The organism is Chryseobacterium lathyri (genome assembly GCF_019970085.1).
GTDB classification, from domain to species: Bacteria; Bacteroidota; Bacteroidia; order Flavobacteriales; family Weeksellaceae; genus Chryseobacterium; species Chryseobacterium lathyri.
In genome coordinates, this window is sequence record NZ_JAHXYG010000002.1 from 256375 (window position 1) to 281574 (window position 25200).

Below are 25200 nucleotides of genomic sequence, written 5' to 3' on the forward strand. Positions count from 1 at the left end.
CAAATCATGGCAGCAAATTCAAGAGGAATCTTAAAATTCAACGGAGGAGAAGGTCAGAAGCTATTAAAGCTTAACTACAGTGTATCAAGATCTACGGACGTATCAGGACGTGTAGCATCAGACCCTTCCAATGCACTGATCAAAGTTACAGTAGAAGCTACTGAAAAATCGGACATCCTTGAAAGCTTACTGAACGGAAAGTATAAGCCTACTACAGGTGAAGTTACTTTCAACAAATCTCACGAAGAAGGTACATTGACTACATTGAAGTGGGAAAACGGATATGTGATCCAGCATGAAGTAGACTTCGACGCTGTAGACGAAAACAGTATGCTCATCAGTTTCGTCGTTAGTGCAGAAGTTATCACGTTAGGTAACTCCGAGTACCGCGGAATGTGGCCTGCATCAGGTCATTAATCCTGAACAATCATCTTAGTAAAAATAAATTGGTACAGAATAGTGTATTCGCAAGAATATACTATTCTGTTTTTGCCATATTTGGACAAATCACGTCCAAAATGGTCCTTCGGAACCTTATGATAAGCGTTACGTAAGGATTGGAAGCTGCCTCCGTATTGCTGGAAGCTATTCAGAATTTATTATAATTTAAACAAAACACTTATTATGTTTAAAGATGATCAACCGATAAAAATGCAGGACCCGAAAGGAAGTATAGAAGATACAGCAGCAGAACAGCTTAACAATGCTGAAGATATTGTTGTACAAAAAGTAGATGCTAAGCTTCAGAAAGCAGATGAAGCCATCAAAAAATCTGCAAAAAACGCACAGAACATTTATTCAGGCCCTTCCCAGAGCACTAAAATGTTTATGAACCAGACTATGGTTCCCAATAATCCATCCGTCATCGAAAACAAGGTATGGTCCAAACAGCCCACTTCCAAAATACATAACGCACAGGCTATCCCGGAAAGTATTATTGCAGGAATTAACCGAGTTGTCATGCTTGATATTGTAGTGGAGGGGCAGGTAATTAGGCACTTCAAACATTTTAAACTGGTTCAGAGTGCTTCAAAGCACCACGAATTCAGCCTTATTCTCGCCCATGATACTTTAGGGGGTGCAGAAAACCATAATTTACAGGAAGCACAGGGCTTTTTAGGAAAAAGAATTACAGTAGTATTTAAATATAAAGATATCGAACAGGGGCCTGAGCGTAACTTTGTGGGGGTTATTACAGAAGTAGGATTCAGTCAGGAAAAAGGAAGCCTTGGAAATATTGTCCTTAAAGGATTCAGTCCGACTGTGCTGTTGGATGCTGCACCCCACATTCAGAGCTTCGGGGGCGGGCAGGAAGTAAGCTTGAACAGTATTGCTGATCATGTCATCAGAGAGGGATTAGGACAGAACAAGTTCGATTTCAGGGTAGATGCCCAGCATGGAAACGTTCCTTACAGCTCTCAGTATGAAGAAACTCATTACAACTATCTGGCAAGAATTGCTGAAGCTTACGGCGAACAGTTTTATTATGATGGTGAAGTTCTGCATTTCGGAAAACTTCCACCACAGGAAAAACCTGTTAAACTTACCTACGGAAGCAGTGTAAGTGATATTGCGATAAGGATGAAAGCTCAGCATGTAAGCCCAAGTTTTTATGGCTATAACAGCAGCAAAAATGAGAAACTCGTTACAGGAAGCTCGAAGATCAATCATACTTCGGATATTGCCAAACGTGCTTACGAAATATCAGAAAGAACATTTAAAACACCTTCTTTACGGGTAGCGCCTATTAAAGCCACATCATTTATGGATATTGACGCCTCCCAGAAAGGAACAGCAGGCAGCAAGGCATCGGAGGTTTTCATTACTTCAGGAGCTACAACGGTTCCGTTCTTATATCCCGGATGTACGGCAGATATTGAAATGCGTAAAACAGATACTAACGATACCTCTTATTTTACCAAATTAATGATTGTGGAAGTTACCCATGAAGTCAATGCAAGAGGCTATTATGACGGGAATTTTGAAGCTATTGCTGCAGATACTGGGTTTATTCCCCGTCCGGAATTTGAAACTCCGAAAGCAGAACCGCAATTTGCAAAGGTTATTTCCAATACCGATCCTTTAAACCAGGGAAGGGTAAAAGTTCAGTTTGACTGGCAGGGTGGGCCGGATACTACAGAATTTGTCCGTGTGATGACTCCGGATGCAGGAAGCAGTGACAAAGTAAGTAAAAACAGAGGATTTATGGCTGTTCCGGAAGTTGGGGACCAGGTCATTGTCAATTTTGTGCATCAGCACCCGGACCGTCCGTTTGTTATGGGAGGAATGTTCCATGGCGGAATCGGAGGCGGAGGCGGAACCGGTAATAACATAAAAAGTTTAAGCAGCAGAAGCGGAAATAAATTAGAATTGAATGATGGTGAAGGTTCTGTTTTTCTGACCGATCAGGGCGGTGCCAATATGAAATTTGATGGGGCAGGAAATGCACAGACCAACGCCAATAATAATAAAACTGTCAACGTAGGAAACAATAATACGGTCAATGCCGGAAGTACGAGTTCTATTAATGTAGGCGGAAAAGACGGCGGAGCGGCTAATTCGGTTTTAAAAATGGATGCCAGTGGAAACATATCGGTGGAAGGAAAAACAAAAATTGAATTAAAAGTAGGCGAAAACAGCATAACCATCACCAAAGAAGGAATCACTATTTCTGCCAAAGAAGGAATGCTGGATTTGAATTCGTTACAGAATGCTTTACTAGTAACACAGGATAAGCTGAGCATTCACAGTAAATCGATCACTTCAATCAATGCAACAGGAGATCTTTTTATTACCGGAAGTAAAGTTGATATTAACTAGTGTTGGGTAATTTATTCTAAAACTTAGCAAAGCATGACATTGGAACCGAATAATGAAGAAAATAATGACTTATCAGGATTTAAATATGCCTGGTATAAAAAAGCAGAATATCATATCAATATAAAATCCTATCTTACATTAGGTACAGGAAAAGCCAACCAGACAGAAATAGAGCAGGACTGGACCCTATTACCGGGTGAATACAACCACATCACTGTGGAGTCTTCTACCCAGCGGTATATTCAGTCAGACGGCCAGATGCAGCCTTTTTATGAAATTCTTGAGAAAATAAATAAGGCAACAGAGGTAGTAGAATTATCTTTGAATACGGATAAAAGCATTAATGAAGTCACCAACAAAAATGAAATTTTAAGTAAATGGGAGGGGATAAAAAAAGACTTACATTTCTTTGAACTGGTAAAAGAGAGTTATAAAACTTTTATTCAGATTTATGATAAAGAGTTTAATAACATAGATCGTAATATTGGGCGGAATTTATTGTACCAGATTATGTTTTACCCTTTACCGGTATTCGCAGGAGGGAGTTTTACAGATGAGATTCCTGTAAGAACCACTTTATCAACGCTTTTTCCCGGAGAAGAGCTGAATTACAGCTCTGCCTACAGAATTTACGGAAACGAAGAAGGAGGATATACGGTAAAGCTGGAAGGAAAAAGTAAGGAAAGCCAATCCCGGTTTGAAAATGTATACAAAGAAAAGTATCAGAAGACCTTGGTCAATGCTTTGGAATACAAGTATGCAATAGAAGGAGAATACATCTATAATCAGGATTCGGTACTGTCAGAAGTCATATTTCACGTGAAGGAAGAGCTTAATGAAAAAATGATATATGTCTGCAGATATCATATAAGGTTAAATAAAAAGTAACAATTAATTCACGATCACTATGAGTCAATTATATATCGCACAAGGCACTCCGCTTATCTGTAGTAAAGGCAGAAGGTTGATAGGAATTGGAGTCAGTTCCCAGTCTTCGGTAAACTTGAAAAAAGGGGCCAAACTAATGGCTACGGAGGATGACCGTTTTAAAGACAATTTTATTTGTCCTGAAATGATGATAGCCGGAGCTTTAGCTGGAGTTGCTGTAGCAGCAGCTTTTTCCGGCGGACTTTTGGTTTTGGCTGCAGCAGCCTGGGCAGGAAGTGCCCTTATTGATGACTGCCTGAATATCTGCTCATTTTTATGCAAAGGAAGCGATTGGAAAAATACCCATCCAAAAGTAAGAATTGAAAATAAAAAACCTTTACTGCAAAATTCCAGTTTACATTGTTTCATAGGAGGAGAGGTTACTTTTCATCTACCCATTGCTCAGCTTCAGGAAGCAAGTACAGCCAGCCAGATGGCACAAAATTCTTATGAAGATGGGTATAAGGATAAAGACGGAAATAATACAACAATAGATGGATATACCCGCATTAATACAGATGATCAGGGTAAATTAGACGAATTGTTTGGACCGGGAGTATTGAAGAAAGAAGATTTTAATACAAATAATGACAATGGTTTTTATGCATCCTTATACCATAACAAAGAAACAGGAGATTTTTTTGTAGCGTTTAGAGGTTCAGAGCCGAAAGGGATGCAATTCTATCATGACTGGTTTATTGAAGATGGAGGACAGGCCTTTGGCTTTGCTACTCCTCAAATAGAAAAAACCAGAAGCCTTGCTGAGAAAATGGATTATGCAACCAATGGAAATGTGAAATTTACAGGACATTCTTTAGGAGGAGGAAACAGTGCAATGGCTTCCTACTATACAGGACTTCCGGGGTATACCTTTAATACAAGAGGTGTTCATCAAAATACCTTAAATTATCTTGATGAAAAAGGAGCTGTAAAGTCAACCTCAAATATTATTAATTATAGTACAAGTAATGACATTCTTAATGGATTGCAAAACAATAGAGAAGGCCTACTCTCCACATTAGCGTTTTCAGGAATTCCCGGATTGAATTTACTTGCAGGAGCCGGAGGCCTTACCGGAGGTGTTCCCCGTGCTTTAAATGAACAACATGAAATTTACGGATATATTGAAGACAATGAAGGGCTTGGTATAAAGACCATTGGAAGCGGCCACAGTGCTTATAATGATGCATTTCAGGCTATGATGAGCACAATCAATACAGACGTTGTAGCAAATAATATATAATATGAAAGCAATTATTTTAATACTTCTATCCATTATGACACTTAACAATTGTTCAGATTCTGTTCTTAGATCCCGTAAAAATGTAAATAGAAGAAATCTTCCGCCTGGAAAACTATTTGAGGGCCCACAGCTTAAAGCCGCACAAAGTATTTTTGATGAAAACAATGTTGAACTTACAAATGTCATTAAAGCTCATCCGGAAATAATTAACCAGTTGAGTGATAAAGAAGAAGATAATGGGTACACCTTATTGCACTATGCTGCATTACTTGAAAATATGAAAGCAATGGAATCCTTACTGCAAAATGGTGCTGATCCTAATATTATTATGCCTCAAGGTTTGCCGGTTAAACATGCCGTAGCCCTTAATGATTATAATATGCTGGACTTATTATTAAAATACCATGCAACACTTAATCCTGCAGTTGGCGTGAATCCGCTTAGTGACGCGATGGTGCTGGGAGATGAAAATGTTGAAAGAAAAATGATCAACTATTTGCTTGAACATGGGGCAGATATTAACCATATATCTTACAATGGAGGCAATATTATGGAAGATGCTACAAGAGATGATTTGGATTTGGCCAGCTATTTTCTGGAAAAAGGAGGGCAGCCGGTTATCGCCGGAACAAATCTTTCTCCAATGGCCAATTATATTCAATATAAGGAAAAGCAGAAAAATGAACGTAGTTTACCGGATTCTCCATATTATCAAAAATTATTTGTACTTAAAAAACAGCTGACTGAAAAATACAATGTTCAGTTTCCTTACCAAAAAGATACAATAGAAGAGGCGAAACTCAGGATCAAGCTTTATGAAAATCTGAGCCCTAAAGATAAAATATCAGTCAATTTTAAAAAGAATTACGGTGAAAACCGCTATCAGGAAGATTTGGCTATTGTAAAGGGAAAATAAAGACAACTGGAAACAATACTTTTAATAAATATAAAATCAGATCGGACAAGGTCTGATTTTATATTTCCCATAATAGTGTGAAATATAAAGAAATTAAACCTTCTTAAAAGCATCATTTCTACTTTAAACAGACATTTTCAGCGTTATGCTAAGTCAAAAGTCGTAGAATTACTACATCAAATCGTAGAATTACTACAATATTTCAGATTGGCACTCAAAAACTTTTTCTTTCCCCGTATCGATTTTATCTTTGCTCTGTAATCAATCACTATTCACATTATATATAACAAATTAAAATTCACCAATCATGGCAGCAAATTCAAGAGGAATCTTAAAATTCAACGGAGGAGAAGGTCAGAAATTATTAAAGCTTAACTACAGCGTATCGAGATCTACAGATGTTTCAGGACGTGTAGCTTCAGATCCGTCAAATGCATTGATCAAAGTGACAGTAGAAGCTACTGAGAAATCTGATATCTTAGAAAGTTTATTGAACGGGAAATATAAGCCGACAACAGGAGAAGTTACTTTCAATAAATCTCATGAAGAAGGTACACTGACTACTTTGAAGTGGGAAAACGGATATGTGATCCAGCATGAAGTAGATTTTGATGCGGTTGATAGCAACAGCATGCTGATCAGCTTCGTAGTGAGCGCAGAAGTTATCACTCTTGGTAACTCCGAGTACCGCGGAATGTGGCCTTCATCAGGTCATTAATAAGACCCAAGTCTTTTAGTAAAAAAATAACATCAGGACAGAATAGCAGAAATGCTGTTCTGTTTTTTTATGATCTCTATAGAACACTTTGAGTATATATCATAAAAACTTATAACTCATAATTCATCGCTTATAACTCAAAAAAATATTCCTATTTTCTTATATTTGTTCATTATAGACATTATGGACGCAACACAAGATAAAAGACTCTTTCTCATCGATGCTTATGCGATGATATTCAGAGGATATTACGCATTGATCAGGAATCCCAGGCTCACAAGCAAAGGTGTGGACACCTCTGCTATTTTCGGGTTTACCAATTCCCTGATCGAACTGATCAGAAGAGAAAAGCCGACCCATCTGGCCGTTGTTTTTGATGTAGGGCAGGCAAGTGTAAGAACGGATGATTATTCAGATTACAAAGCCAACAGAAGCGAGACTCCTGAAGCGATCAAAATAGCTGTTCCATACATTCACCGGATATTAGAGGCGATGCATATTCCCATCTTAGGGGTAGAAGGTTATGAAGCAGATGATGTGATAGGCACCATTGCCTGCAAGGCAGAAAAAGAAGGGTATACCACTTTCATGGTAACACCGGATAAAGATTTTGCCCAGCTGGTTACAGATAAAATTAAAATTTATAAACCCGGTTTAAAAGGAGGGGATATAGAAATCCTTGGAGTAGAAGAAGTAAAAGCAAAATACGAGATTGAGGACCCTAAGCAGGTTATTGATTTCCTGGCAATGATGGGAGATGCCGTGGATAATATCCCCGGACTGGATGGAGTAGGAGAAAAAACTGCGATGAAATTCCTTAAAGAATTCGGTAATATCGAAACCCTGCTGGCCAATACGGATAAGCTGAAAGGAAAGCTGAAAGAAAAAGTGGAAGCTTCAGCAGAACGCGGAATTTTATCCAAAAAGCTAGCAACCATCATCTGCGATGCACCTATAGAATTCCATCAGGAACAATATGATCTTGATACCCCGGATTTCGAAAAAGTAAAAGAAGTTTTTGACGAAATAGAATTCAGGAGATTATACGAAAATCTTTACCGGGCATTTGCTTCTGCACCTACAGAAACTGTGATCGTAAGTGAGGTTGAAGTAACAAAGACTCCTGCCGGCACTGAAATAAAAGGACAGGTGATGCAGCTTGACCTGTTTGCCAATTTTGAAGAATTAGATCAGGCGACTTCTACCAAAACTTCCATCGACAAGAACGACCATCTATACCAGTTTGTGAATAATCCAAAAGCACAAAAAGTATTGGTCAGTAACCTGTTAAAGCAGAAGGCAGTCTGTTTTGATACAGAAACTACTTCACTGAACGAATTGGAGGCAGAGCTTGTAGGAATGAGTTTTTCCTATAAAAAAGGTCTTGCATACTACATCCCGTTATCCAAAGATAAAGGAGAAGTGCTTCAGACACTGGAAATTTTCAGACCGTTCTTTGAGAAAGAAGACCTGTTGAAAATTGCTCACAATTTAAAATTCGATTATAAAATATTAAAGCAGTACGATATTACGGTAAAAGGGGCCATGTTTGATACCATGATTGCCCATTACCTGTTGAATCCGGACGGAAGACACGGAATGGATTACCTTTCCGAAGTCTATCTCAACTATAAACCGGTTTCCATTGAAACCATTATTGGGAAAAAAGGAAAGAACCAAGGAACTTTCAGAGATGCGGACCTGAGAACGCAAACCGATTATGCAGCAGAAGATGCTGACGTAACGTTCCAGCTGTACGAGCTTTTTGCCCCGCAACTGAAAAAAGAAAACCTGGAAGACCTTTTCTTTAAAATAGAAATGCCTCTGATGGAAGTCCTTGCCAAAATGGAGCTTGCCGGTATTTCACTCGACGAAAAATGGCTGGCCCAGGAAAGTATCGATCTTGAAAATGACCTGAGACAGCTGGAAACCAAGATTTTTGAACTTTCCGGAGAAGAATTCAACATGAATTCACCCAAACAGCTTGGAGAAATCCTCTTTGAAAAAATGCAGCTGGACCCCAAAGCAAAGAAAACAAAAACAGGACAGTATGCAACTTCAGAAGATGTTCTTCAAAAGCTGAGCTCAAAACATGAGATCATTAAGCATATCCTGGAATACAGAACCTATCAGAAATTAAAATCTACCTATGTAGATGCCTTGCCTTCCCAGATCGATAAACACGACAGCAGGGTACATACTAATTTTTCCCAGACTACGGCTGCTACAGGACGTCTGGCAAGTGTAAATCCCAATCTTCAGAATATCCCGATCAGGACATTGCGTGGGCAGCAGATCAGAGGAGCTTTTGTTTCAGGAGAAGGGAAAAAAATCATTTCTGCCGATTACTCTCAGATCGAACTTCGTTTGATTGCCGAGATATCAGGAGAAGAAAATATGATCAAAGCTTTCCAGGACGGAGAAGATATTCACGCTTCAACAGCGGCAAAACTGTTCAAAATTCCTCTGGAAGAAGTTTCCAAAACCCAGAGAAGCCAGGCGAAGACCGTGAATTTCGGAATTATTTACGGGCAGGGAGCTTTTGCATTGGCAGAGCAAACTGGCCTTTCAAGAACCGAAGCCAAACAGATGATCGAAGCCTACTTTGAAACCTATCCGAAACTAAAAGAATATATGGCAGAGCAAGTCAGCAAAGCCCGTCAGATAGGATATGTAGAAACAATATTAGGAAGAAAACGTCATTTAAAAGATATTAATTCCAATAATTTCGTGGTGAGAGGCCATGCGGAAAGAAATGCTGTCAATGCACCGGTACAGGGAAGTGCAGCAGATGTTGTAAAGCTAGCCATGATCAAAATCGATAAGGAACTTAAAGCACAGCAGCTGCAGACTAAAATGCTTCTCCAGGTGCATGACGAACTTATATTTGAAGCTCCGGTAGACGAGATTGAAGCAGCTTCAAAACTGATCAGAACCGAGATGGAAAGTGCTTTGGAAACACAGGTACCTTTGCTGGTAGAAGTGGGAGTCGGGAATAACTGGCTGGAAGCACATTAATAAAAATAAAGAGATAATTAAAAAAATAAGGTGGGTTTAGACTCACCTTATTTTTTTTGAACTGGGATAAAGATTGCTCAATGTGGCCTTTTACAACAAAAAAGAAGACTAAAATTTAGTCTTCTCAACTTTCTGCATTATACAGAAAATTTGTAATCATTTTTCACCTCATTGATTTTACCTTCGTCTCGGTTTTTTTTAAGGTCTGTATGTCAAAAGAATGACGTTTCATTCAATTCAATACCAGATAAAGATAAGAAGTTTTCACTTCCTGTGAAATACTACTTTTGTATTAATTTAAGAAAGTATTGATTATTTTAGCATTCTTCATTTACATCTTTCATTTTGGTCAGGTTTTCAAGAATATTAGGGACGAATCTTTCAGCAAAACCAGCCAGAAATGACCAGACAAGAAGTTTTGCAAGAGCTGCGGGAATGTAAACGATATAATAAAATTTATCAGCATTGGGAAACAATGTGCCGCCGATCATTTCACCCATAAAAATCAGGGAAAGAATAAAGGCAAAAACCGCCCCTATGGTTTGTATAGAAATTAATTCCTTGATGGTTATTTTATGATCAAAAGAACCTGATCTTCTTGCTCTTGTGATAAGACTTACTGCTGCACCCAAAGCCCCAAAAGAGAAAGCAGCGCTGAAAATTGCGACTCTTGTAAGCAGTTTAAACTGTCTGGACTCCGCATTGTCTGTCCAGTCTTTTACAACGATGGTTTTTCCCTCTTCATCCATATTTTCAAAATTAGAGGAATGAGGCTGGCCTTTCAGATATAAAAAATAAATGAAAGGCAGACATAAGAGAATACTGTACAGGATAGCAGTAACGATAAAAGGACTTGTATTTTCCTTTCCTAAAAGTCCGAAATGTAGAGTTTTCATGATATTGCTGTTTTTAATTCTGTTGTTGTATCTACAAATTTCGAATTATTACAGACACTTATCAATTACCCTTTTTCGCTATTTTTCTAATGGAGGATGTTATTCATTATTTACAGATCCGTAAACTTTTTGGACAATATCTTCGGGAGAAGATTTTTCAAATATGTACCTTTCTTTTTTAAGGTGAAGAGTTTTAGATTCTGATGGCATTTCCTCTTTCATGGTATTTACGGTTTCAAGGATCAGTTTTCCTTTCATAGGCTCATAATAAAGGGCAGAGTGAGAGCCGGCTCCCATATTGTAAGTCTCAATGTAGGTGAGGATGAGGTCTCCGTTCAGGTATTTAAATCTGCTGAACTGATTTCCATAGGGCCCGATATCATAAAGGTTAATATTCAGCTCTCCTTTTTCAATGGACATATCTTCCGGATCATGTATTTTGTAGCCGGCTTCATTATATTCATCGGGGAGAACAGTATCTGAGATTTTATCAATTCTATATGTTTTATCAGTATTTTTTATCAGGATCATCATTTTTCTGGCAGCCAGCGTATCTTCTTTTTTCCTGATGACAAGAGCCATATCAGAAAGTCCATCCAGATTAAGGTCTCCTTCCGCATCATACTGGATTTCATATCCTGTAGGAACAAGATCAGCAGGTTTGTTACTTTTAAAAGAGGTAGTTTGTTCTTCAGAAACCCGATGACTTGCTGTATCTGATTTAATCACTTTTTCTACAGCATTTTTTTTCTGATCGGTAACCGGCCTTTTCTCTTTTTTGCAGGAATAGAGCAGGAGAAGGGATAAAACGATTAGAAGGATGATTTTTTTCAATGGTTTTTGTTTTGTGAGTGTATTAGTTAAGCCTTCGTATTTTCTTCAAAGCTTTTATTATTTACAATATTCTCTAAGCTCTTTCAAAAGCTGAAGAGGAGCTGTAATCCATTCTGTATCTAAATTATAATTAAATTTTAAATTACTTACAGAAGCTAGAAATTCTTTAGCTTTAGCTTCTCCCTCATGCTGTTCAATAAATTTTGCCGTTTGTATATTCCTGACTTTAGAAATTGCATTTTGATTTTCCAGCATTTTTTCCCAATTGATCATATGTTTCGCAAAGTTATTGGTTCCATTAATAGTATCGAGATAAACAACAACTTCCATGACTCTTTCCTGATCGAAGTGAAGCTGAGGTTGTTGTAAATAGTAATCAAGATACTGATTCAGATAGCCAATTGTTTTCTCATTGTTATAAAATGCAAAAATAAGGGCATAAAGATCGCCCGAATAGCATAACTCGCTTTTAAGGAGATGTACTCCGATGATATCTATCTGGGTTTCATAATTTTTTATAGCAGAAAGATAAGCTCCTACAGTTCTTGTTCTCCAGTTAAAATCTCCCAAAAGTGTAGCGGTCACTTCTTCAGTAATTTCATCTTTGAGTTCCTTTATATCGGTAATCCATGAGCCTGAGGTATTCCATATTTTCATGTAAAATGGTAAAACCCATTTATCAATAAATTCTTGATCCAGCTGAAAATCATTTTGATGACTTTTTAGATGGTCAAAAGCAGACTGATGTCGTATTGTGGCGCCTGCTGAATGTAAATTAATTTCGTTCTGTAAATTTTCGTTCATCTTTTTTGAATATATCTGAGAACATTCCTATTCAATATTTAATAACAATTTAAACTTAATGAATGAGAAACGTAGGATATCAATTGAATTTTATTCGAGGCTTATTTTGTATAAACAACTTCGTTATCCGTCAAACCATAGATATTACAGTTTTCAGGAGTAAGGTCAATAAGGTCGAAAAACAGATGGAAACTATACGTTCTGCCATTCATAAGCTTAGCATATTGGATTGTTTCTTTGATCGGAATTGTATACCTGTAACTTTCTCCCGGTTTTAGCTTTACTGTTTTTTTTATACAGTCCGTGAAGCAGTCCACATCAGCTGTATAGTCTATTTTATTTTCCTTTTCCCTGATTTTTACAAGTTGTAGTCTGTAAGGAGAAAAAATTTTGTTGATCTTAATTTTTTTGTTTCCTGTATTCATTACAGACAGCTCTACGATTCCTTTTTCCTGCAGATGAGTGGTGCCGGATTCAAGTTTTAACGTACATTTATTCTGTCCAAATACAGTTGATGTATAAAATATCAGCAAAATAAAGAGAATCTGTTTCATCAGTAATTTATTAAGCCTAAGATAATTAAAATTTTAAATTGCCGATAAAGTAATTTTGCTGTATGGTCTTAATTTTCAATAAGGGTAGTTCTTTTTACCGCTTCATGATACTGCAATAATATCTTTACTAATCATGTCATATTTCAGAAGGATCACAAAAATCTTCAGCAGATTCTCATGATCCTTTATTGAAACCCTTCTCACAGAAAGCTAGATATTGTATTCAATTTCACCGATATAATATAATGCATATTCCTCATCATTCACCGAAACCGGATTGGGAATAGCATGTTTGTTAGCGAAAATAATAGCATTTACCGGAGTTTCCAGGCCGAGCTCGTTGATCTTCTGTTCCACAACGGGAAGCCATTGATCAGCATAAGAATAATCGGTAAACTTTTCGTAGATGCCTAAACTTTCATCTTCAAAACCATATTCCAGAAAATCATAATCAAACCATTGGATATGTTGTGATTCTGCAAATTTTGAAACGTAAAGATCCTCTGTTTCCTCTTCTGTGTAATATTTCTCATCTTCTTCTGCAAAATCATTAAAGGCGTCCTCATTGTTAAAATATCCCAACCAAAAGTGTGAAATTTCTTTCTCCATAAATTATTTTTTAAGTATACTGTATGTTTATTTTAATCTCTTTAATTGTTCACTTTCACCAATAGCCTTTTCCAGTCTGGAAAGCCTTGTTTTTTCCTGTTTGGCGCTCATCAGCCAGTGAATGACCATCCTTTTATAAGAAGGAGCCTGTTTTTCAAAAAAAGCCCAGGCATTTTTATGGGTTTTAAATTGCTTTTCATACGCCGGATCAAGAATGATTTCCTCTTTCTCATGCGAGTAGACTCCCGTTTTATCTTCTTTTCTTGCTTCAAATGCTTTTTGCCCTTCTAAGGTCATAAGCCCGGCTTTCGTGAGCTCTTCCACTTTTTTTATATTGATGATACTCCAGATGCTATTCGGTTTTCTTGGTGTAAAACGGTTAGAATAGCTTTCTGCGTCCAAAGATCTTCTCACACTGTCTATCCATCCGAAGCACAAAGCCTGGTCCACAGCTTCAGACCAGTTCATAGAAGGTTTTCCACTGTCTTTTTTATAGAAGCCCACCAGAATCTCTTTTTCTTTTGTATGATGCTCCTCCAGCCACTTTCTGAATTCTTCCTTGGTTGCAAAAAAAGTAGGCGTCATCGTGAATCTTTTTATTGAATTAAAGTGTAATATTACAAAACTTTTCTTTTAAACAGTACAATACTGATTCATCAAAAGACATTAAAATACACTTTTTTATTGTAATTTTATTCAGGTAAAACTCAGTACAATGGAATTCCTTCAGGATCATTATGTCATACAAAATGAGCTGCTGCTGATACTGATCTCTGTTCTTCTGGGACTTTTGATTGGCGCAGAACGAGAATATCGTAACAAATCGGCAGGTCTTCGGACTTTTATTCTGGTATGTTTCGGCTCCTGCCTTTTTACCATTCTTTCCATAAAAATAGGCGTTGAAAATCCAGATCGCTTGGCAGCCAATATCATTACCGGAATCGGTTTTCTGGGAGCAGGCGTCATTTTTAAAGGGGATAATAAGATCGATGGAATTACTACGGCAACCACTATCTGGGCTACCGCTTCAATAGGAATGGCTGTAGGCTCGGGCTATGTTTACCTTTCACTTTTAGGAACAGCTTTGGTGCTTTTGATCCTGAGTGCACTGATCTTCCTTCAGAATTATATAGACAGTAGTCATAAAATAAGAGAATATAGAATAACGGTCACCAGATCAGAAGATATTGAGCACTGTGAAAAAATATTTGAAGAACATCATCTGAAACATTTTATGCTGAAAATGCAGTATACACAGGGAAACCTTTCTATCACATGGAGGCTCACGGGAAAACATACAAAACATGATGAAGTCGTAAAAAGCCTTATTAATGATCCTAAAATTACAGCTTATCAGTTTTAGATACAAGCAAAAAAATAAAGGCTTAAGCCCTTATTTTTTCTTGAAAACATACAGATCCTTGTTAGGTCCGGTTATTTCTTTTCCGTCCATATCCAGCTGTATAAGAACATTTTCACCTACTTTGTATTTATAGCCGGCACTTTTTCCTTTTAAGGTAATGGCACTTCCTGTGGCATCCCATTCAAAAGTTCCTTTATCCTGGTTTTTGGAATTTCTCTCAATATATTCCTCAGTGATGCTGAACGTTTTATCATTGTTAATGGTAAGCGATGTTTTAATTCCCGGACAATCTGCACAAGGAACTACAGCCTCATACGTTCCCGGCCAGTCAAGAGCGTTTTCCGAAGTGTCGCCTGGAGCAGAAGGAGTTACTTTTGCAATACTGTCAGAAGAAGGTGTTTGTACCGTTGCAGAATCTGTTGTCGTATCAACAGTTTCAGGAGTTTTTTCTTTAGGGTTACACGATGTTAAAAATGCAGCAGATGCAATTCCCAGAATGAACATTTTGCTATTTACCATGATGGAATAATTTAGATATATTAATAATTTAAGTGCTTTATTTGAAACAAAAACCAAGCCATAGAGGGGAATTGGAGGGTTGTAGAGTTTGAGAGTTTTAGGGTTTGAGCGCTTGATTTATGTTGCTAGTTGACAGTTAAATTATTGAAGAAACACTTTGAAATCTGAAATCTCACATCTGAAATCTTGATTCCTGGCTCTTCATTCTGGCACTCCAAAATTCACCACTCACTTACGAAGCAAAATTCACCATTGACATATTCCAACTTAACCTTAGTCTTATGTCTCGTGTCTGAAATCTCACATCTGAAATCTTGATTCTCGGCTCTTCATCCCTGCCGCTATATTTCCTCGCCCATGTAAGGCATATGTTTAATATTCTTTGTAAATTGGGACAAAATTTTGATTATGACAAAAAAGATACTTTTATCCGTATTTCTTTTGCCGGCTGCAATGGCATTTGCACAACAATATGGAGGAATGTGGATTCCTACAGAACTGAATGAAAAGGAAATGAAGGATTTGGGAATGAAAATCTCTGCCAAAGACATTTTCAATACTCAAAAGCCGAGCATAAAGGATGCGGTAGTACAGTTTAACGGCGGATGTACTGCTGAAATCATTTCACCGAAAGGTCTGTTACTGACCAACCATCACTGTGGATATGGGCAGATCCAGGCGCATTCTACAGTTCAGAATGATCTTCTTTCCAATGGTTTCTGGGCTAAAAATCCAGACGGGGAACTTCCGAATCCGGGGGTAAAAGTAGACTTCATTGTAGACATCAAAGAAGTAACAGATCAGATCCTGGAAGGGACAGACAACCTTGTAGAGCCTGAACTGACTAAAAAAGTTAATAAAAATATTGAGGTTTACAAAAACTCTCAGAAAATAGAATCTTACCAGTCGATCATTGTAAAATCAATGTACTACGGTAACAAATATTATGCTTTTACCACGGAAACATATAAGGATATCCGTCTGGTTGGAGCCCCGCCTCAAAGCATAGGGAAATTCGGGAGTGATACGGATAACTGGGTTTGGCCAAGGCATACCGGAGATTTCTCCATGTTCAGAATCTATGCAGGAAAAGACAATAAACCTGCAGAATATTCAAAAGACAACGTTCCTTACGTTCCGAAACACTATCTTCCTGTTTCTATAAAAGATAAAACTGAAAACGATTTTACATTCGTATTCGGGTTTCCGGGGAAAACAACAGAATATCTTCCTGCAGTAGCTGTAGAGAAGATCATGACAGATATAGATCCTGCAAGAATTGCCGTACGTGAGGTGGCGCTGAAAACATTGGACGAGAAAATGCGTACAGACAGCGAAACACGTATCAAATATGCTTCAAAATATGCTTCAGTAGCCAATTACTGGAAAAAGTGGATCGGTGAAGTAGAAGGCCTGAAAAAGTCTAATGCAGTTGAGAAAAAAGTAATGTACGAAGGTTCTTTGGTCGCTAAAAATCATGAGATCAAAACTACTTTGGACCAGTTGAATAAACTGTACAATGATCAAGCTCCTTATGCATTAAACAATGCTTATTATACAGAAGTGGTAAGAAATGCCGAAACGCTGAAGCTTGCAGGCGATTACTACGACTATATTGCCTCTGTGGAAGCAGGAAAAATGGATGAAAAAGAGCTTGCCAAATTAAAAACAAAAGTAACTTCTTTTTACAAAGACTACAGCGCAGAGCTGGATGCTAAAGTGACGGCAAAATTACTGGCTTTGTATGCCAATAAAACCGCTCCTCAGTTCCTGCCTGTCGGATTCAATAAATATAAAGACGAGAACCAGAACATTCCGGTAGTGGAAGAGATGTCTAAAAACTCAATCATTACAGGAAGAGAGCAGGTAAACGGAGCGTCTCTCACCGGAGATATTGAGAAAGTATTTTCCAACCAGGACAAGCTAATCAAAACTTTGAAAAAAGATCCAATTTATCAGCTGTACGCCTCTATGAAAGAGACCTATATGAAAAATACTGATCCTCAGTTTACTTCTCTTCAGGGGAAAATTGACGACCTTCAGAAGAAATTCATGGCGCAGCAGATGGCAACGGATAAAGACAGAAAATTCTTCCCGGATGCGAATTCTACCCTTCGTGTAACCTATGGAAAAGTAAAGGGTTCTACCCCTAGAGATGCTGTTTCTTATGGTTATCAGACGCATTTGGCAGGGGTAATGGAAAAATATATTCCGGGAGATTATGAATTTGATGTTCCCAAAAAACTGATCGATCTTTACAACAAAAAAGACTACAGCATCTATAAAGACAAAACAGGAGATGTTCCTGTAGGATTCACTGCGACCAACCATACAACGGGAGGAAACTCAGGAAGTCCTGCTCTTGATGCCAACGGAAACCTTGTAGGCCTTAACTTCGACAGACAGTGGGAGGGAACAATGAGCGACATCAATTACGATCCTCGTTTCAGCCGAAATATCATGGTAGATACCAAATACATCCTTTTCATTATCGATAAATTTGCCGATTCCAAATGGCTTATCGACGAAATGAAGGTGATCAAATAACACATAAAAGTAATACCTTTAAGAATCTATTTAAATCCAATTTGAATAGATTCTTTTTATTTAATAGAGATGAAAGATAAGATCATCAATATACTTGCTGCCTTTGAAAAAGGAGATATCGGGAATTCTTTTCCGATGGATTACTGTTTGCCCGTCTATCACTGTGTTTCTGATGAAAATCTGCCACATATCAGGCACATTATTCAATATAAGAATACAAAACAGTTCGAAGCAGATATAGACTGTCTTTCAAAGCATTTTCAGTTCGTCAGCTGGTCAGAATTCAAGGACTTTGTCAATGGTAACTTTAAACCTAAAAAAAAGATTGCTCTTCTGACTTTTGATGACGGTTTCAGGGAGTTTTACGATATTGTACTTCCTGTTCTGGAAAGAAAAGGAATATATGCCTGCAATTTTATAAATCCGGCTTTTATTGATAATCAGGAACTGATGTTCAGATGTAAGGCCAGTTTAATTATTGATGCTGTGAAAAAAACAAAAACAGCAGATTCGGAGATCTTTCAAATGCTTTCCCTGAAAAATACGTCAACAGAAGGTTTAAAACAAGAGGTTTTAAAGATCAGTTATCATAAAAGAGAACTGCTGGACAGGATTACTGAAAAACTGGAAATTGACTGCAATGCTTACCTTAAAGAGCACACTCCTTATCTTACAACAGAGCAGTTAAAAGTACTGACACAAAAAGGCTATGGAATTTCCTCCCACAGCTGGGATCATCCCAAGTATGGCGAACTGTCATTGAAGGAACAAATGGAAAGTACCGACCGGACTTTTCATTATTTGAAAGAAAATGGTTTTCTATACGAAAGCTTTGCATTTCCGTTCACGGACTTTGGAGTAAAAAAAGATTTCTTTGATGAGCTGTTTAAAAATGAAGATCTATTCTGTTGTTTTGGAAGTGCAGGCGCAAAATTAGACAGTGTAGAACGGCTTTTTCACAGAATCCCGATGGAAATGGGAGAGAGCGGAGAAAACATATTAAAAAAAGAAACCGCTTATTTCAGATTGAAAAAAATAATCAACAAAAATAAAATAGTGAGAAGATGACGGAGCTGAAGACATTTAACAAAAAAGAACTTGAGGATTTCGTGTCATCAGGAGATTTCAGAAACTTTGATTTTCTTCCTATTTCAGAACATCGGGCAAAATCCCAGATCAAAAACCTGAAAGCTTTAGATAATCAGACACTTTTGGTTTTGGCTTTTTATGACGGAAAACTGGCCGGGTATGTAGGATGTTTCCCTGATAATTATTTAATTGACGGAGAAATATTCCACTATGCATGGTTAAGTACCCTGTTTGTAAGTGAAGAATTTCGTGGGAAAAGGATTGCAAAAGCATTACTGAATAAGATGTTTGAAGAATATGACGGCAATATCATCGCAACAGAATTTACCAAAGAAGCAGAAGCTCTTTATAACATGTTAGGCGTTTTTGAATATGTTTATCCAAAAGCAGGAAAAAGATATTATTTCCGTTCAGATGCAGCGCATATTATTCCTGAGAAAAAGCCTGAAACTAAAGCTGCAAAACCACTTTTTCAAATAACTGATGCTGTTGCCAATTCTTTAATTGCCTTAAAAAACTCTGCCATCAAAAAGCCCGGATTCAGATTTGAAATCCTTGATCATATTGATGCCGAAAGCTTAGAATTCATGTCAGAATTCCGTAGCAGACGAAATGCCGATGAAATCAATGTATTTATAAAAAATCCGTGGGTATTGGAAGGTAAGAAGAAAGATGATCAATACCTGTTTTCAAGTTATGCTGAGGTTTTTAAATATGTTTGGGTGAAAATATATGATGACAACAGTAATTTAGCAGCCTGTTCACTGCTTCAGCTCAGGGACGGGAATCTTAAGATCCCCTATCTGTTTTCAGAAGCCTCTGATCTGGATCGCTTCATTGATTTCCTAAGCTATTATATTGTCAGCAATAAAGTAAAAACCTTAACCAGCTATCAGAAAGAACTCAATTCACGAATAGAGCAGTCGAAAATATTTCCAAAGATCTACGAACGTAATTTTGAAAGAAGATACTTATTCCACAAACAGCTCATACAGCATCTGCCAGAAGGATTCGATCCGGAATATCAGGACGGAGACGGAGATTGTATGATGACCTAGATGTAGCTTAAAATCAATATAAATTCTGTTTTTTTCAGTGCATTTATTTTTAGGTCCTTATACTCGGATTCAATTAATATAAAAAACCGCTTCAATCATGAAGCGGTTTAAATTTTTCTAATGTCCGAAAATCTCTTTCAGTGTTAGCTCTTTAATGGTTCCCATCTGGTTTACGGCATCCATATCCAGATTTTCTTTCTTCCCAATAATCGCTGTATTAAAATGTATTGGCCTGATCTTCGTTTGGTAAAAATCCTTCAGATCTTCAAACTTCAGGTTTTCGATCTGTCTGTAAATGTCTTTTCTGAAATCATGGTGAATCCCGAGTTTTTTCAGTCGTAACGTATTGAAAAATATATTGTTTCGGGTAATTCTGGTTGAAGCGATCTGTTTCAGAGCGGCATTTTTGGCATTTTCAAACTGGATAGGAACTTCGGGAAGCTCATTCATCAGCTCGCTCATTGTGCTTACGGCAGTCTGGAGTTTATCCGGCTGCGTTCCGATATACGTGGTAATATAATCAGGATGCCCCAGCTCAGAATTGGCTGCGTAAGAAACATACGCAGAATAGGCTAAACTCTTACTTTCGCGGATCTCCTGGAAAACGATAGATGAAAGCCCTCTTCCGAAATATTCATTGAAAACGTTAATCTTTCCGAAGTTTGAAGTATCTACCTGATGTCCTCTTCCCACTTTACTCATTTCCATCTGAACCATATCATAATCTGTAAAATAGACATTTCCGTTGGTTTCAGGTTCAGGATATTGTTTAGGCTCAGGAATCCGGAAACTTTCATTTTCCACATACCTTCCAATATACTGTTTGAAATTTTCCACATTCTTTCCATAGAAAAATATCTCATAAGGATATTTGAAAAGATTTTTCATTCTGTCTGTAAATACCTCTGCATTGCTGCCTTCAAGCTCCTCTTTGGAAATAATATCCGTGTAACGTGAGAAGCTCCCCAATTTTGTATAATTGGTCAGGGCAGTCATAATACGGGTTTTATCTTTTTTTGTAGCCTGGCGGTTTTCCAGAACCGTTTCTACGAATTGCCTGTAAATCTCCTGATCCGGTTTTACACCATACATCCAGTGCTGAAGAAGAGAAATCCCTTTTTCAATATTTTCTTCCAGCCCGCTCAGTGAGATCAGAAGCTGGTCATTTGTTGTTTTAAAATCATTGCTGATTCCGATCTTAAAGAATTCCTTCTTTAAATCCTCAGGTGAAAGATCTTCCGTTCCAAGATACTGTAAAAGCTGGGTAGACATTCCAAGATCCCTGTCGTTATCACTTCCAAAAGGAAAAATAAAGTGCACCTGGGCAATATCATTATATTTATTGCGAACGAAGCTCAGCTTTTTATCCTTTACCTTATCTGTAAGGATTTCTTTCTCATAATCAATAAATTCCGGCTGTATATCTTCTGTTTTTTCAGCAGTAATTTCCTTTAAAAAGTCAGACTGCGCATCACGGTTGATTTTAATCGGGGTAATTCCGGGATTTTCAACTCTTACCAATTGGTCATTAACACCTTTTTCCTTGTAAACAATCGCATAGTTCTCTTTAAAAAATGCATTGGCAAAATTGAGCACATCTTCTTTGGTAAAACTTTCATACTCATCCATTTCATTCAGTTCCTGTTCCCACGATCTTCCCTTGATATAGGTGTCATAAAGGTTTGTAGCCAGTCCATCTGCTGTTTCCAGGCCTTTCAGACGTTGAATTTTAAAATCATTGATGATCGCAGGAAGAATCCAATCCGGGAAATCTCCTTTTTTGATCAGCTCAAGCTGTTCCAGAACCATATCTTTTGCCTCATCCAAGGTTTGCGTTTCCTTCGGAACAGCCACGATAGAAAAATATCCGTATTGTTTTAATCCCACAGAAAAAGCCTGTGCCCAAAGCATTTTTTGCGTTTGGTTGATGTTCAGATCAAGAAGTCCGGCTTCCCCTCTGTTGCTGAGAATATTGGCAGTGATATCTGCAAGCATAGCCTCCTTTGAACCAAAACTGTCCGTTCTCCAAGCTAATTGAACCCTCGGAGTGGTAGGGCTTTTTACCGTCCTTTTTACAATTTCTGTTAATGGCTGTTCGGTAACAGGAGTTTTTTTCGGAAGTTCTTTATAAGGAATTGTCCCAAAATACTGATCGACAAGCTGAATGGTTTCTTCAAAATCCAGATCACCGACTAAAATCATAGCATAGTTATTCGGGACATAATATTCATCGAAATACTTATGAATAGCCTTCATTGAAGGATTCTTCAGATGTTCAGGTTTTCCTAGTGTCGTTTGCTGTCCGTTCGGATGGGTTGGAAAAAGAGCAGCCATCAGCTCATAGCTCACAAGCCTTGAATCATTATCCTGAGCCCTGTTAAATTCCTCATAGACCGATTCCAGTTCCGTATGGAAAAGACGAAGCACAATCTCTGAAAACCTTTCCTTCTCTATTTTAAGCCATTTTTCCAGCTCATTATTCGGAACATTATTTTTATAAACCGTCTCATCAAACCACGTGTGGGCATTGGTTCCGCTGGCTCCCAGGGATGAGATGGCTTTATCATACTCATTGGCAATGGCATATTGGCTGGCTTCCTGGGAAATTTCATCTATTTTTTTATAGATTTCCTTCTTTTTATCAGGATCTTGTTCTGCTTTATGTTCTTCATATAACGCAGAAATCCGGTCAAGGAGTTCCTTTTCTTTTTCCCAGTTCTGGGTACCTATTTTTGAGGTCCCTTTAAACATCATATGTTCAAGGTAATGCGCCAAACCCGTATTGTCAGACGGATCATTATTACTTCCTGTTCTCACGGGAATGTACGTCTGAATTCTTGGAGCATCAAAATTTTGAGCAAGAAAAACCTTTAAACCATTTTTTAAAGTGTAAATTCTTACCTTGTTTTCGTCATTGGGAATGGTGATATATTCGTAGTTGTTTTTATCTGTATGAACTGTTTCTTTGTATCTTTTGTCAATCATAAGCTAATTCATTTCATTCCTAAAAATCAGAATGCATTACAAATGTAAGGATTCAGAAAAGAACAAACCGGAATTTCCGTATTATTGCATCTATAGTTTTAATTTATATCAGATAAAAACATTATTCACATTATCAGAGGTCAAAACTATCCTGTAATTATCATTTCACAAATTAAAATCATAATGAATATTCAGTACCGAAAACTTTTACCCGAAGAAAGTGCCGTTTACAGAGCAATCAGGCTTGAAAGCTTAAAGGAATTCCCGGAATCTTTTTGCGCGGACTATGAGGAAGCGTTAAAAACTGAAAAATTCAGAATAGAATATGATATTGAAAATCAATTGGCAGAAAGGTTTGTATTGGGAGCTTTCAATGAAGATCGATTAATTGGAATCTGTACTTTTGTTAAAGATGAAAATGACAGAGGAAATATTTACCAGATGTATGTTAAAGAAGAATATCAGGGTAGAAATATAGGTTTACATCTGATTCAGAAGGTTATAGAGGAGGTTTGTAGCCATTTTAAGAGCATTGAAATCTATCTTGAAGTTAAACATAATAATGCTAAAGCATTTAATCTTTACAAAAAGATTGGTTTTGTAGAAATTTCTGATGCGAAACAAAAGGAAATTAATCCGAGTGTACTGATGAAATATTCTCGTTAAATAAAATAATATTAATCAGACATCTTTATTTTCTTTGCTTCTTTCCAAAAGAAATTCTATAAGTTTGCAGTAGTTTTCCAAAAACACACACCATGCACGGAAACATTCTGATCATCGATGACGAGATCAAGCTCCTGAAATTATTAGGAATGATTCTTTCCCAAGAAGATTTTAACGTAAAAGAAGCCTCAACAGCACGTTCTGCCATGACTATGCTCGAGCAGCATGAATTTGATGTCGTTCTATGCGATGTCCGGCTTCCCGATGCTTTCGGGATAGAGCTGGTAAGATCCATCAAAACCAAATATCCACATCTCGAAATTATTCTGATGACCGCCTTCGGAAATATTACCGATGCCGTTCAGGCGATGAGAAACGGCGCTTATGATTACTTAGTGAAGGGTGATGACAATGAGAAGATCATTCCGCTGGTATATAAAGCTTTGGAAAAAGTTAAAGACAATCGTTCTAAAATTGGTCAAAAAACTACTGTCTCAAAAGGTTTCGGACAGATCATCGGAACTTCTCCTCTGATTCTTCAGTCTAAAAAACTGGCTGAAAAAGTAGCTTTGACGGATGCGGCTGTTCTTCTGACAGGAGAAACCGGAACCGGAAAAGAAGTTTTTGCCAATGCCATCCATGACGGAAGCGAAAGAAAGAAAAATAATTTTGTGGCCATCAACTGTTCAGCATTCAGCAAAGAAATACTGGAAAGCGAACTCTTTGGACATAAACAGGGTGCTTTTACGGGTGCTGTAAAAGATAAGAAAGGTCTCATAGAAGAAGCTAACGGCGGAACTTTATTTTTAGACGAAATAGGAGAAATGCCAATTGAACTTCAGGCAAAACTGCTGCGTGTTCTCGAAACCGGAGAATTCATCAAAATGGGAGAGACCAAAGTGTCCAGATCAGATTTCAGACTGATTGCTGCGACCAACAGGGATCTGGAGGACGAAATTAAACAGGGCAACTTCCGCGAAGATCTCTACTTCCGACTGAATGTTTTCGAAATTCATCTTCCGCCATTACGTGAAAGAAAGGAAGATCTGAAAATGCTGGCCAAAAACTTCATCGATATTTTCTCCCGCAAACTTCACCTTTCAAACCTTCAGGTAAATCCTGATTACTATAAAACCCTTGAAAAAAACGACTGGAAAGGAAATATCCGCGAGCTTAGAAATGCTGTGGAGAGAAGTCTTATTCTAATGGAGGATAATATTCTGGATGCTGAAAGTTTGCCCCATTATTCAGATAAAATCGTTCCTGAAAGTGATTCTTTAAGTATAAGATCCCTCGAAAAAATACACATCCAAAAAGTCCTGCAGTACACCAAAGGTAATAAAGCCGAAGCCGCCAGGCTGCTGGAAATCGGCATTGCTACACTGTACCGCAAGCTGGAGGAGTATGGATGGAGGTAAATGAGTTGCGAGTATCGGGTTTGAGAGTCGGAGAGTTATGAGTTATTAGTTTCGGGATGCGTGTTTCGGGGTTTGTGCGTCGGAGAGTGTGAGTGTTTTAGAGTTTCGGAGTGTTTCTTGAATCTCCCATTCACTTTTCACTTGCGAAGCAAAATTCACCATTCACTACTCACAACCACCATTACAACTTCGACCAACCTTATTCCCTATTCCCTA

21 protein-coding genes are annotated in these 25200 nt (G+C 37.7%); 13 read left to right on the plus strand and 8 right to left on the minus strand.

Going from position 1 to position 25200, the window contains the following annotated elements; all coding sequences use genetic code 11:
- Positions 1-6 precede the first annotated feature (6 nt).
- The 7 genes from tssD (LC418_RS06560) to polA all read left to right on the plus strand — a co-directional run bounded on the left by tssD (LC418_RS06560) (position 7) and on the right by polA (position 9642).
- Positions 7-417 (plus strand): type VI secretion system tube protein TssD, encoded by a 411-nt coding sequence (tssD, locus tag LC418_RS06560; protein WP_174772299.1) that lies wholly within the window; start codon positions 7-9, stop codon positions 415-417.
- A gap of 207 nt (positions 418-624) precedes the next feature.
- Positions 625-2820 (plus strand): type VI secretion system Vgr family protein, encoded by a 2196-nt coding sequence (locus LC418_RS06565; RefSeq protein ID WP_223558507.1) that lies wholly within the window; start codon positions 625-627, stop codon positions 2818-2820.
- Positions 2821-2853: 33 nt separating this feature from the next.
- Positions 2854-3708 carry a hypothetical protein gene (locus tag LC418_RS06570; RefSeq protein ID WP_223558508.1) on the plus strand — a complete coding sequence of 285 codons (855 nt, stop codon included), beginning with the start codon at positions 2854-2856 and terminating at the stop codon, positions 3706-3708.
- Between the two features lie 19 nt (positions 3709-3727).
- Positions 3728-4990 (plus strand): Tle-like phospholipase domain-containing protein, encoded by a 1263-nt coding sequence (locus tag LC418_RS06575; RefSeq protein WP_111955810.1) that lies wholly within the window; start codon positions 3728-3730, stop codon positions 4988-4990.
- Position 4991: 1 nt separating this feature from the next.
- Complete coding sequence (locus LC418_RS06580; RefSeq protein WP_223558509.1) at positions 4992-5906, plus strand: ankyrin repeat domain-containing protein; 915 nt, start codon at positions 4992-4994, stop codon at positions 5904-5906.
- 307 nt (positions 5907-6213) lie between these two features.
- Complete coding sequence (gene tssD, locus LC418_RS06585; RefSeq protein ID WP_174772298.1) at positions 6214-6624, plus strand: type VI secretion system tube protein TssD; 411 nt, start codon at positions 6214-6216, stop codon at positions 6622-6624.
- A gap of 183 nt (positions 6625-6807) precedes the next feature.
- Complete coding sequence (polA, locus tag LC418_RS06590; protein WP_223558510.1) at positions 6808-9642, plus strand: DNA polymerase I; 2835 nt, start codon at positions 6808-6810, stop codon at positions 9640-9642.
- Between the two features lie 317 nt (positions 9643-9959).
- Here the strand turns inward: polA and LC418_RS06595 are convergent, their stop codons facing one another.
- From LC418_RS06595 to LC418_RS06620, 6 genes are all read right to left on the minus strand, one after another.
- On the minus strand, positions 9960-10538 hold the full coding sequence (locus LC418_RS06595) for a hypothetical protein (RefSeq protein ID WP_223558511.1): 579 nt from the start codon (positions 10536-10538) through the stop codon (positions 9960-9962).
- Positions 10539-10637: 99 nt separating this feature from the next.
- Positions 10638-11372 carry a hypothetical protein gene (locus tag LC418_RS06600; protein ID WP_223558512.1) on the minus strand — a complete coding sequence of 245 codons (735 nt, stop codon included), beginning with the start codon at positions 11370-11372 and terminating at the stop codon, positions 10638-10640.
- 57 nt (positions 11373-11429) lie between these two features.
- The gene (locus LC418_RS06605) at positions 11430-12176 is read right to left on the minus strand and encodes a DUF6000 family protein (RefSeq protein WP_223558513.1); all 747 of its coding nucleotides are present in this window, start codon (positions 12174-12176) and stop codon (positions 11430-11432) included.
- 101 nt (positions 12177-12277) lie between these two features.
- Positions 12278-12730, minus strand: a complete 453-nt coding sequence (locus LC418_RS06610; RefSeq protein WP_223558514.1) for a hypothetical protein — start codon at positions 12728-12730, stop codon at positions 12278-12280.
- A 210-nt stretch (positions 12731-12940) separates the two neighbouring features.
- Positions 12941-13339 (minus strand): immunity 22 family protein, encoded by a 399-nt coding sequence (locus LC418_RS06615; protein ID WP_223558515.1) that lies wholly within the window; start codon positions 13337-13339, stop codon positions 12941-12943.
- A gap of 27 nt (positions 13340-13366) precedes the next feature.
- On the minus strand, positions 13367-13924 hold the full coding sequence (locus tag LC418_RS06620; protein WP_223558516.1) for a YdeI/OmpD-associated family protein: 558 nt from the start codon (positions 13922-13924) through the stop codon (positions 13367-13369).
- A gap of 130 nt (positions 13925-14054) precedes the next feature.
- Between LC418_RS06620 and LC418_RS06625 the strand changes: the two genes are divergently transcribed.
- Complete coding sequence (locus LC418_RS06625) at positions 14055-14702, plus strand: MgtC/SapB family protein (RefSeq protein WP_223558517.1); 648 nt, start codon at positions 14055-14057, stop codon at positions 14700-14702.
- 30 nt (positions 14703-14732) lie between these two features.
- Here LC418_RS06625 and LC418_RS06630 read toward each other — a convergent pair whose 3' ends face one another.
- Positions 14733-15221 (minus strand): copper resistance protein NlpE, encoded by a 489-nt coding sequence (locus LC418_RS06630; protein WP_223558518.1) that lies wholly within the window; start codon positions 15219-15221, stop codon positions 14733-14735.
- Positions 15222-15629: 408 nt separating this feature from the next.
- Between LC418_RS06630 and LC418_RS06635 the strand changes: the two genes are divergently transcribed.
- The 3 genes from LC418_RS06635 to LC418_RS06645 all read left to right on the plus strand — a co-directional run bounded on the left by LC418_RS06635 (position 15630) and on the right by LC418_RS06645 (position 19915).
- A complete protein-coding gene (locus tag LC418_RS06635; RefSeq protein WP_223558519.1) occupies positions 15630-17768 on the plus strand; it encodes a S46 family peptidase in 2139 nt (712 codons plus the stop codon).
- Positions 17769-17837: 69 nt separating this feature from the next.
- Complete coding sequence (locus tag LC418_RS06640; RefSeq protein ID WP_223558520.1) at positions 17838-18836, plus strand: polysaccharide deacetylase family protein; 999 nt, start codon at positions 17838-17840, stop codon at positions 18834-18836.
- The gene (locus tag LC418_RS06645) at positions 18833-19915 is read left to right on the plus strand and encodes a GNAT family N-acetyltransferase (protein WP_223558521.1); all 1083 of its coding nucleotides are present in this window, start codon (positions 18833-18835) and stop codon (positions 19913-19915) included. The genes LC418_RS06640 and LC418_RS06645 overlap by 4 nt, the downstream gene beginning before the upstream one ends.
- Positions 19916-20032: 117 nt before the next feature.
- Here the strand turns inward: LC418_RS06645 and LC418_RS06650 are convergent, their stop codons facing one another.
- A complete protein-coding gene (locus tag LC418_RS06650; protein WP_223558522.1) occupies positions 20033-22900 on the minus strand; it encodes a M16 family metallopeptidase in 2868 nt (955 codons plus the stop codon).
- A gap of 183 nt (positions 22901-23083) precedes the next feature.
- Between LC418_RS06650 and LC418_RS06655 the strand changes: the two genes are divergently transcribed.
- On the plus strand, positions 23084-23566 hold the full coding sequence (locus LC418_RS06655) for a GNAT family N-acetyltransferase (protein ID WP_223558523.1): 483 nt from the start codon (positions 23084-23086) through the stop codon (positions 23564-23566).
- A 92-nt stretch (positions 23567-23658) separates the two neighbouring features.
- Entirely contained in the window at positions 23659-24984 is a 1326-nt protein-coding gene (locus LC418_RS06660) for a sigma-54-dependent transcriptional regulator (protein ID WP_223558524.1), read from the plus strand.
- Positions 24985-25200: the final 216 nt, after the last annotated feature.

Coding starts and splice junctions, on each gene's coding strand:
- tssD (WP_174772299.1), top strand. CDS start 7: ATGGCAGCAAATTCAAGAGGAATCTTAAAATTCAACGGAGGAGAAGGT.
- LC418_RS06565 (WP_223558507.1), top strand. CDS start 625: ATGTTTAAAGATGATCAACCGATAAAAATGCAGGACCCGAAAGGAAGT.
- LC418_RS06570 (WP_223558508.1), top strand. CDS start 2,854: ATGACATTGGAACCGAATAATGAAGAAAATAATGACTTATCAGGATTT.
- LC418_RS06575 (WP_111955810.1), top strand. CDS start 3,728: ATGAGTCAATTATATATCGCACAAGGCACTCCGCTTATCTGTAGTAAA.
- LC418_RS06580 (WP_223558509.1), top strand. CDS start 4,992: ATGAAAGCAATTATTTTAATACTTCTATCCATTATGACACTTAACAAT.
- tssD (WP_174772298.1), top strand. CDS start 6,214: ATGGCAGCAAATTCAAGAGGAATCTTAAAATTCAACGGAGGAGAAGGT.
- polA (WP_223558510.1), top strand. CDS start 6,808: ATGGACGCAACACAAGATAAAAGACTCTTTCTCATCGATGCTTATGCG.
- LC418_RS06595 (WP_223558511.1), bottom strand. CDS start 10,538: ATGAAAACTCTACATTTCGGACTTTTAGGAAAGGAAAATACAAGTCCT.
- LC418_RS06605 (WP_223558513.1), bottom strand. CDS start 12,176: ATGAACGAAAATTTACAGAACGAAATTAATTTACATTCAGCAGGCGCC.
- LC418_RS06610 (WP_223558514.1), bottom strand. CDS start 12,730: ATGAAACAGATTCTCTTTATTTTGCTGATATTTTATACATCAACTGTA.
- LC418_RS06615 (WP_223558515.1), bottom strand. CDS start 13,339: ATGGAGAAAGAAATTTCACACTTTTGGTTGGGATATTTTAACAATGAG.
- LC418_RS06620 (WP_223558516.1), bottom strand. CDS start 13,924: ATGACGCCTACTTTTTTTGCAACCAAGGAAGAATTCAGAAAGTGGCTG.
- LC418_RS06625 (WP_223558517.1), top strand. CDS start 14,055: ATGGAATTCCTTCAGGATCATTATGTCATACAAAATGAGCTGCTGCTG.
- LC418_RS06630 (WP_223558518.1), bottom strand. CDS start 15,221: ATGGTAAATAGCAAAATGTTCATTCTGGGAATTGCATCTGCTGCATTT.
- LC418_RS06635 (WP_223558519.1), top strand. CDS start 15,630: ATGACAAAAAAGATACTTTTATCCGTATTTCTTTTGCCGGCTGCAATG.
- LC418_RS06640 (WP_223558520.1), top strand. CDS start 17,838: ATGAAAGATAAGATCATCAATATACTTGCTGCCTTTGAAAAAGGAGAT.
- LC418_RS06645 (WP_223558521.1), top strand. CDS start 18,833: ATGACGGAGCTGAAGACATTTAACAAAAAAGAACTTGAGGATTTCGTG.
- LC418_RS06650 (WP_223558522.1), bottom strand. CDS start 22,900: ATGATTGACAAAAGATACAAAGAAACAGTTCATACAGATAAAAACAAC.
- LC418_RS06655 (WP_223558523.1), top strand. CDS start 23,084: ATGAATATTCAGTACCGAAAACTTTTACCCGAAGAAAGTGCCGTTTAC.
- LC418_RS06660 (WP_223558524.1), top strand. CDS start 23,659: ATGCACGGAAACATTCTGATCATCGATGACGAGATCAAGCTCCTGAAA.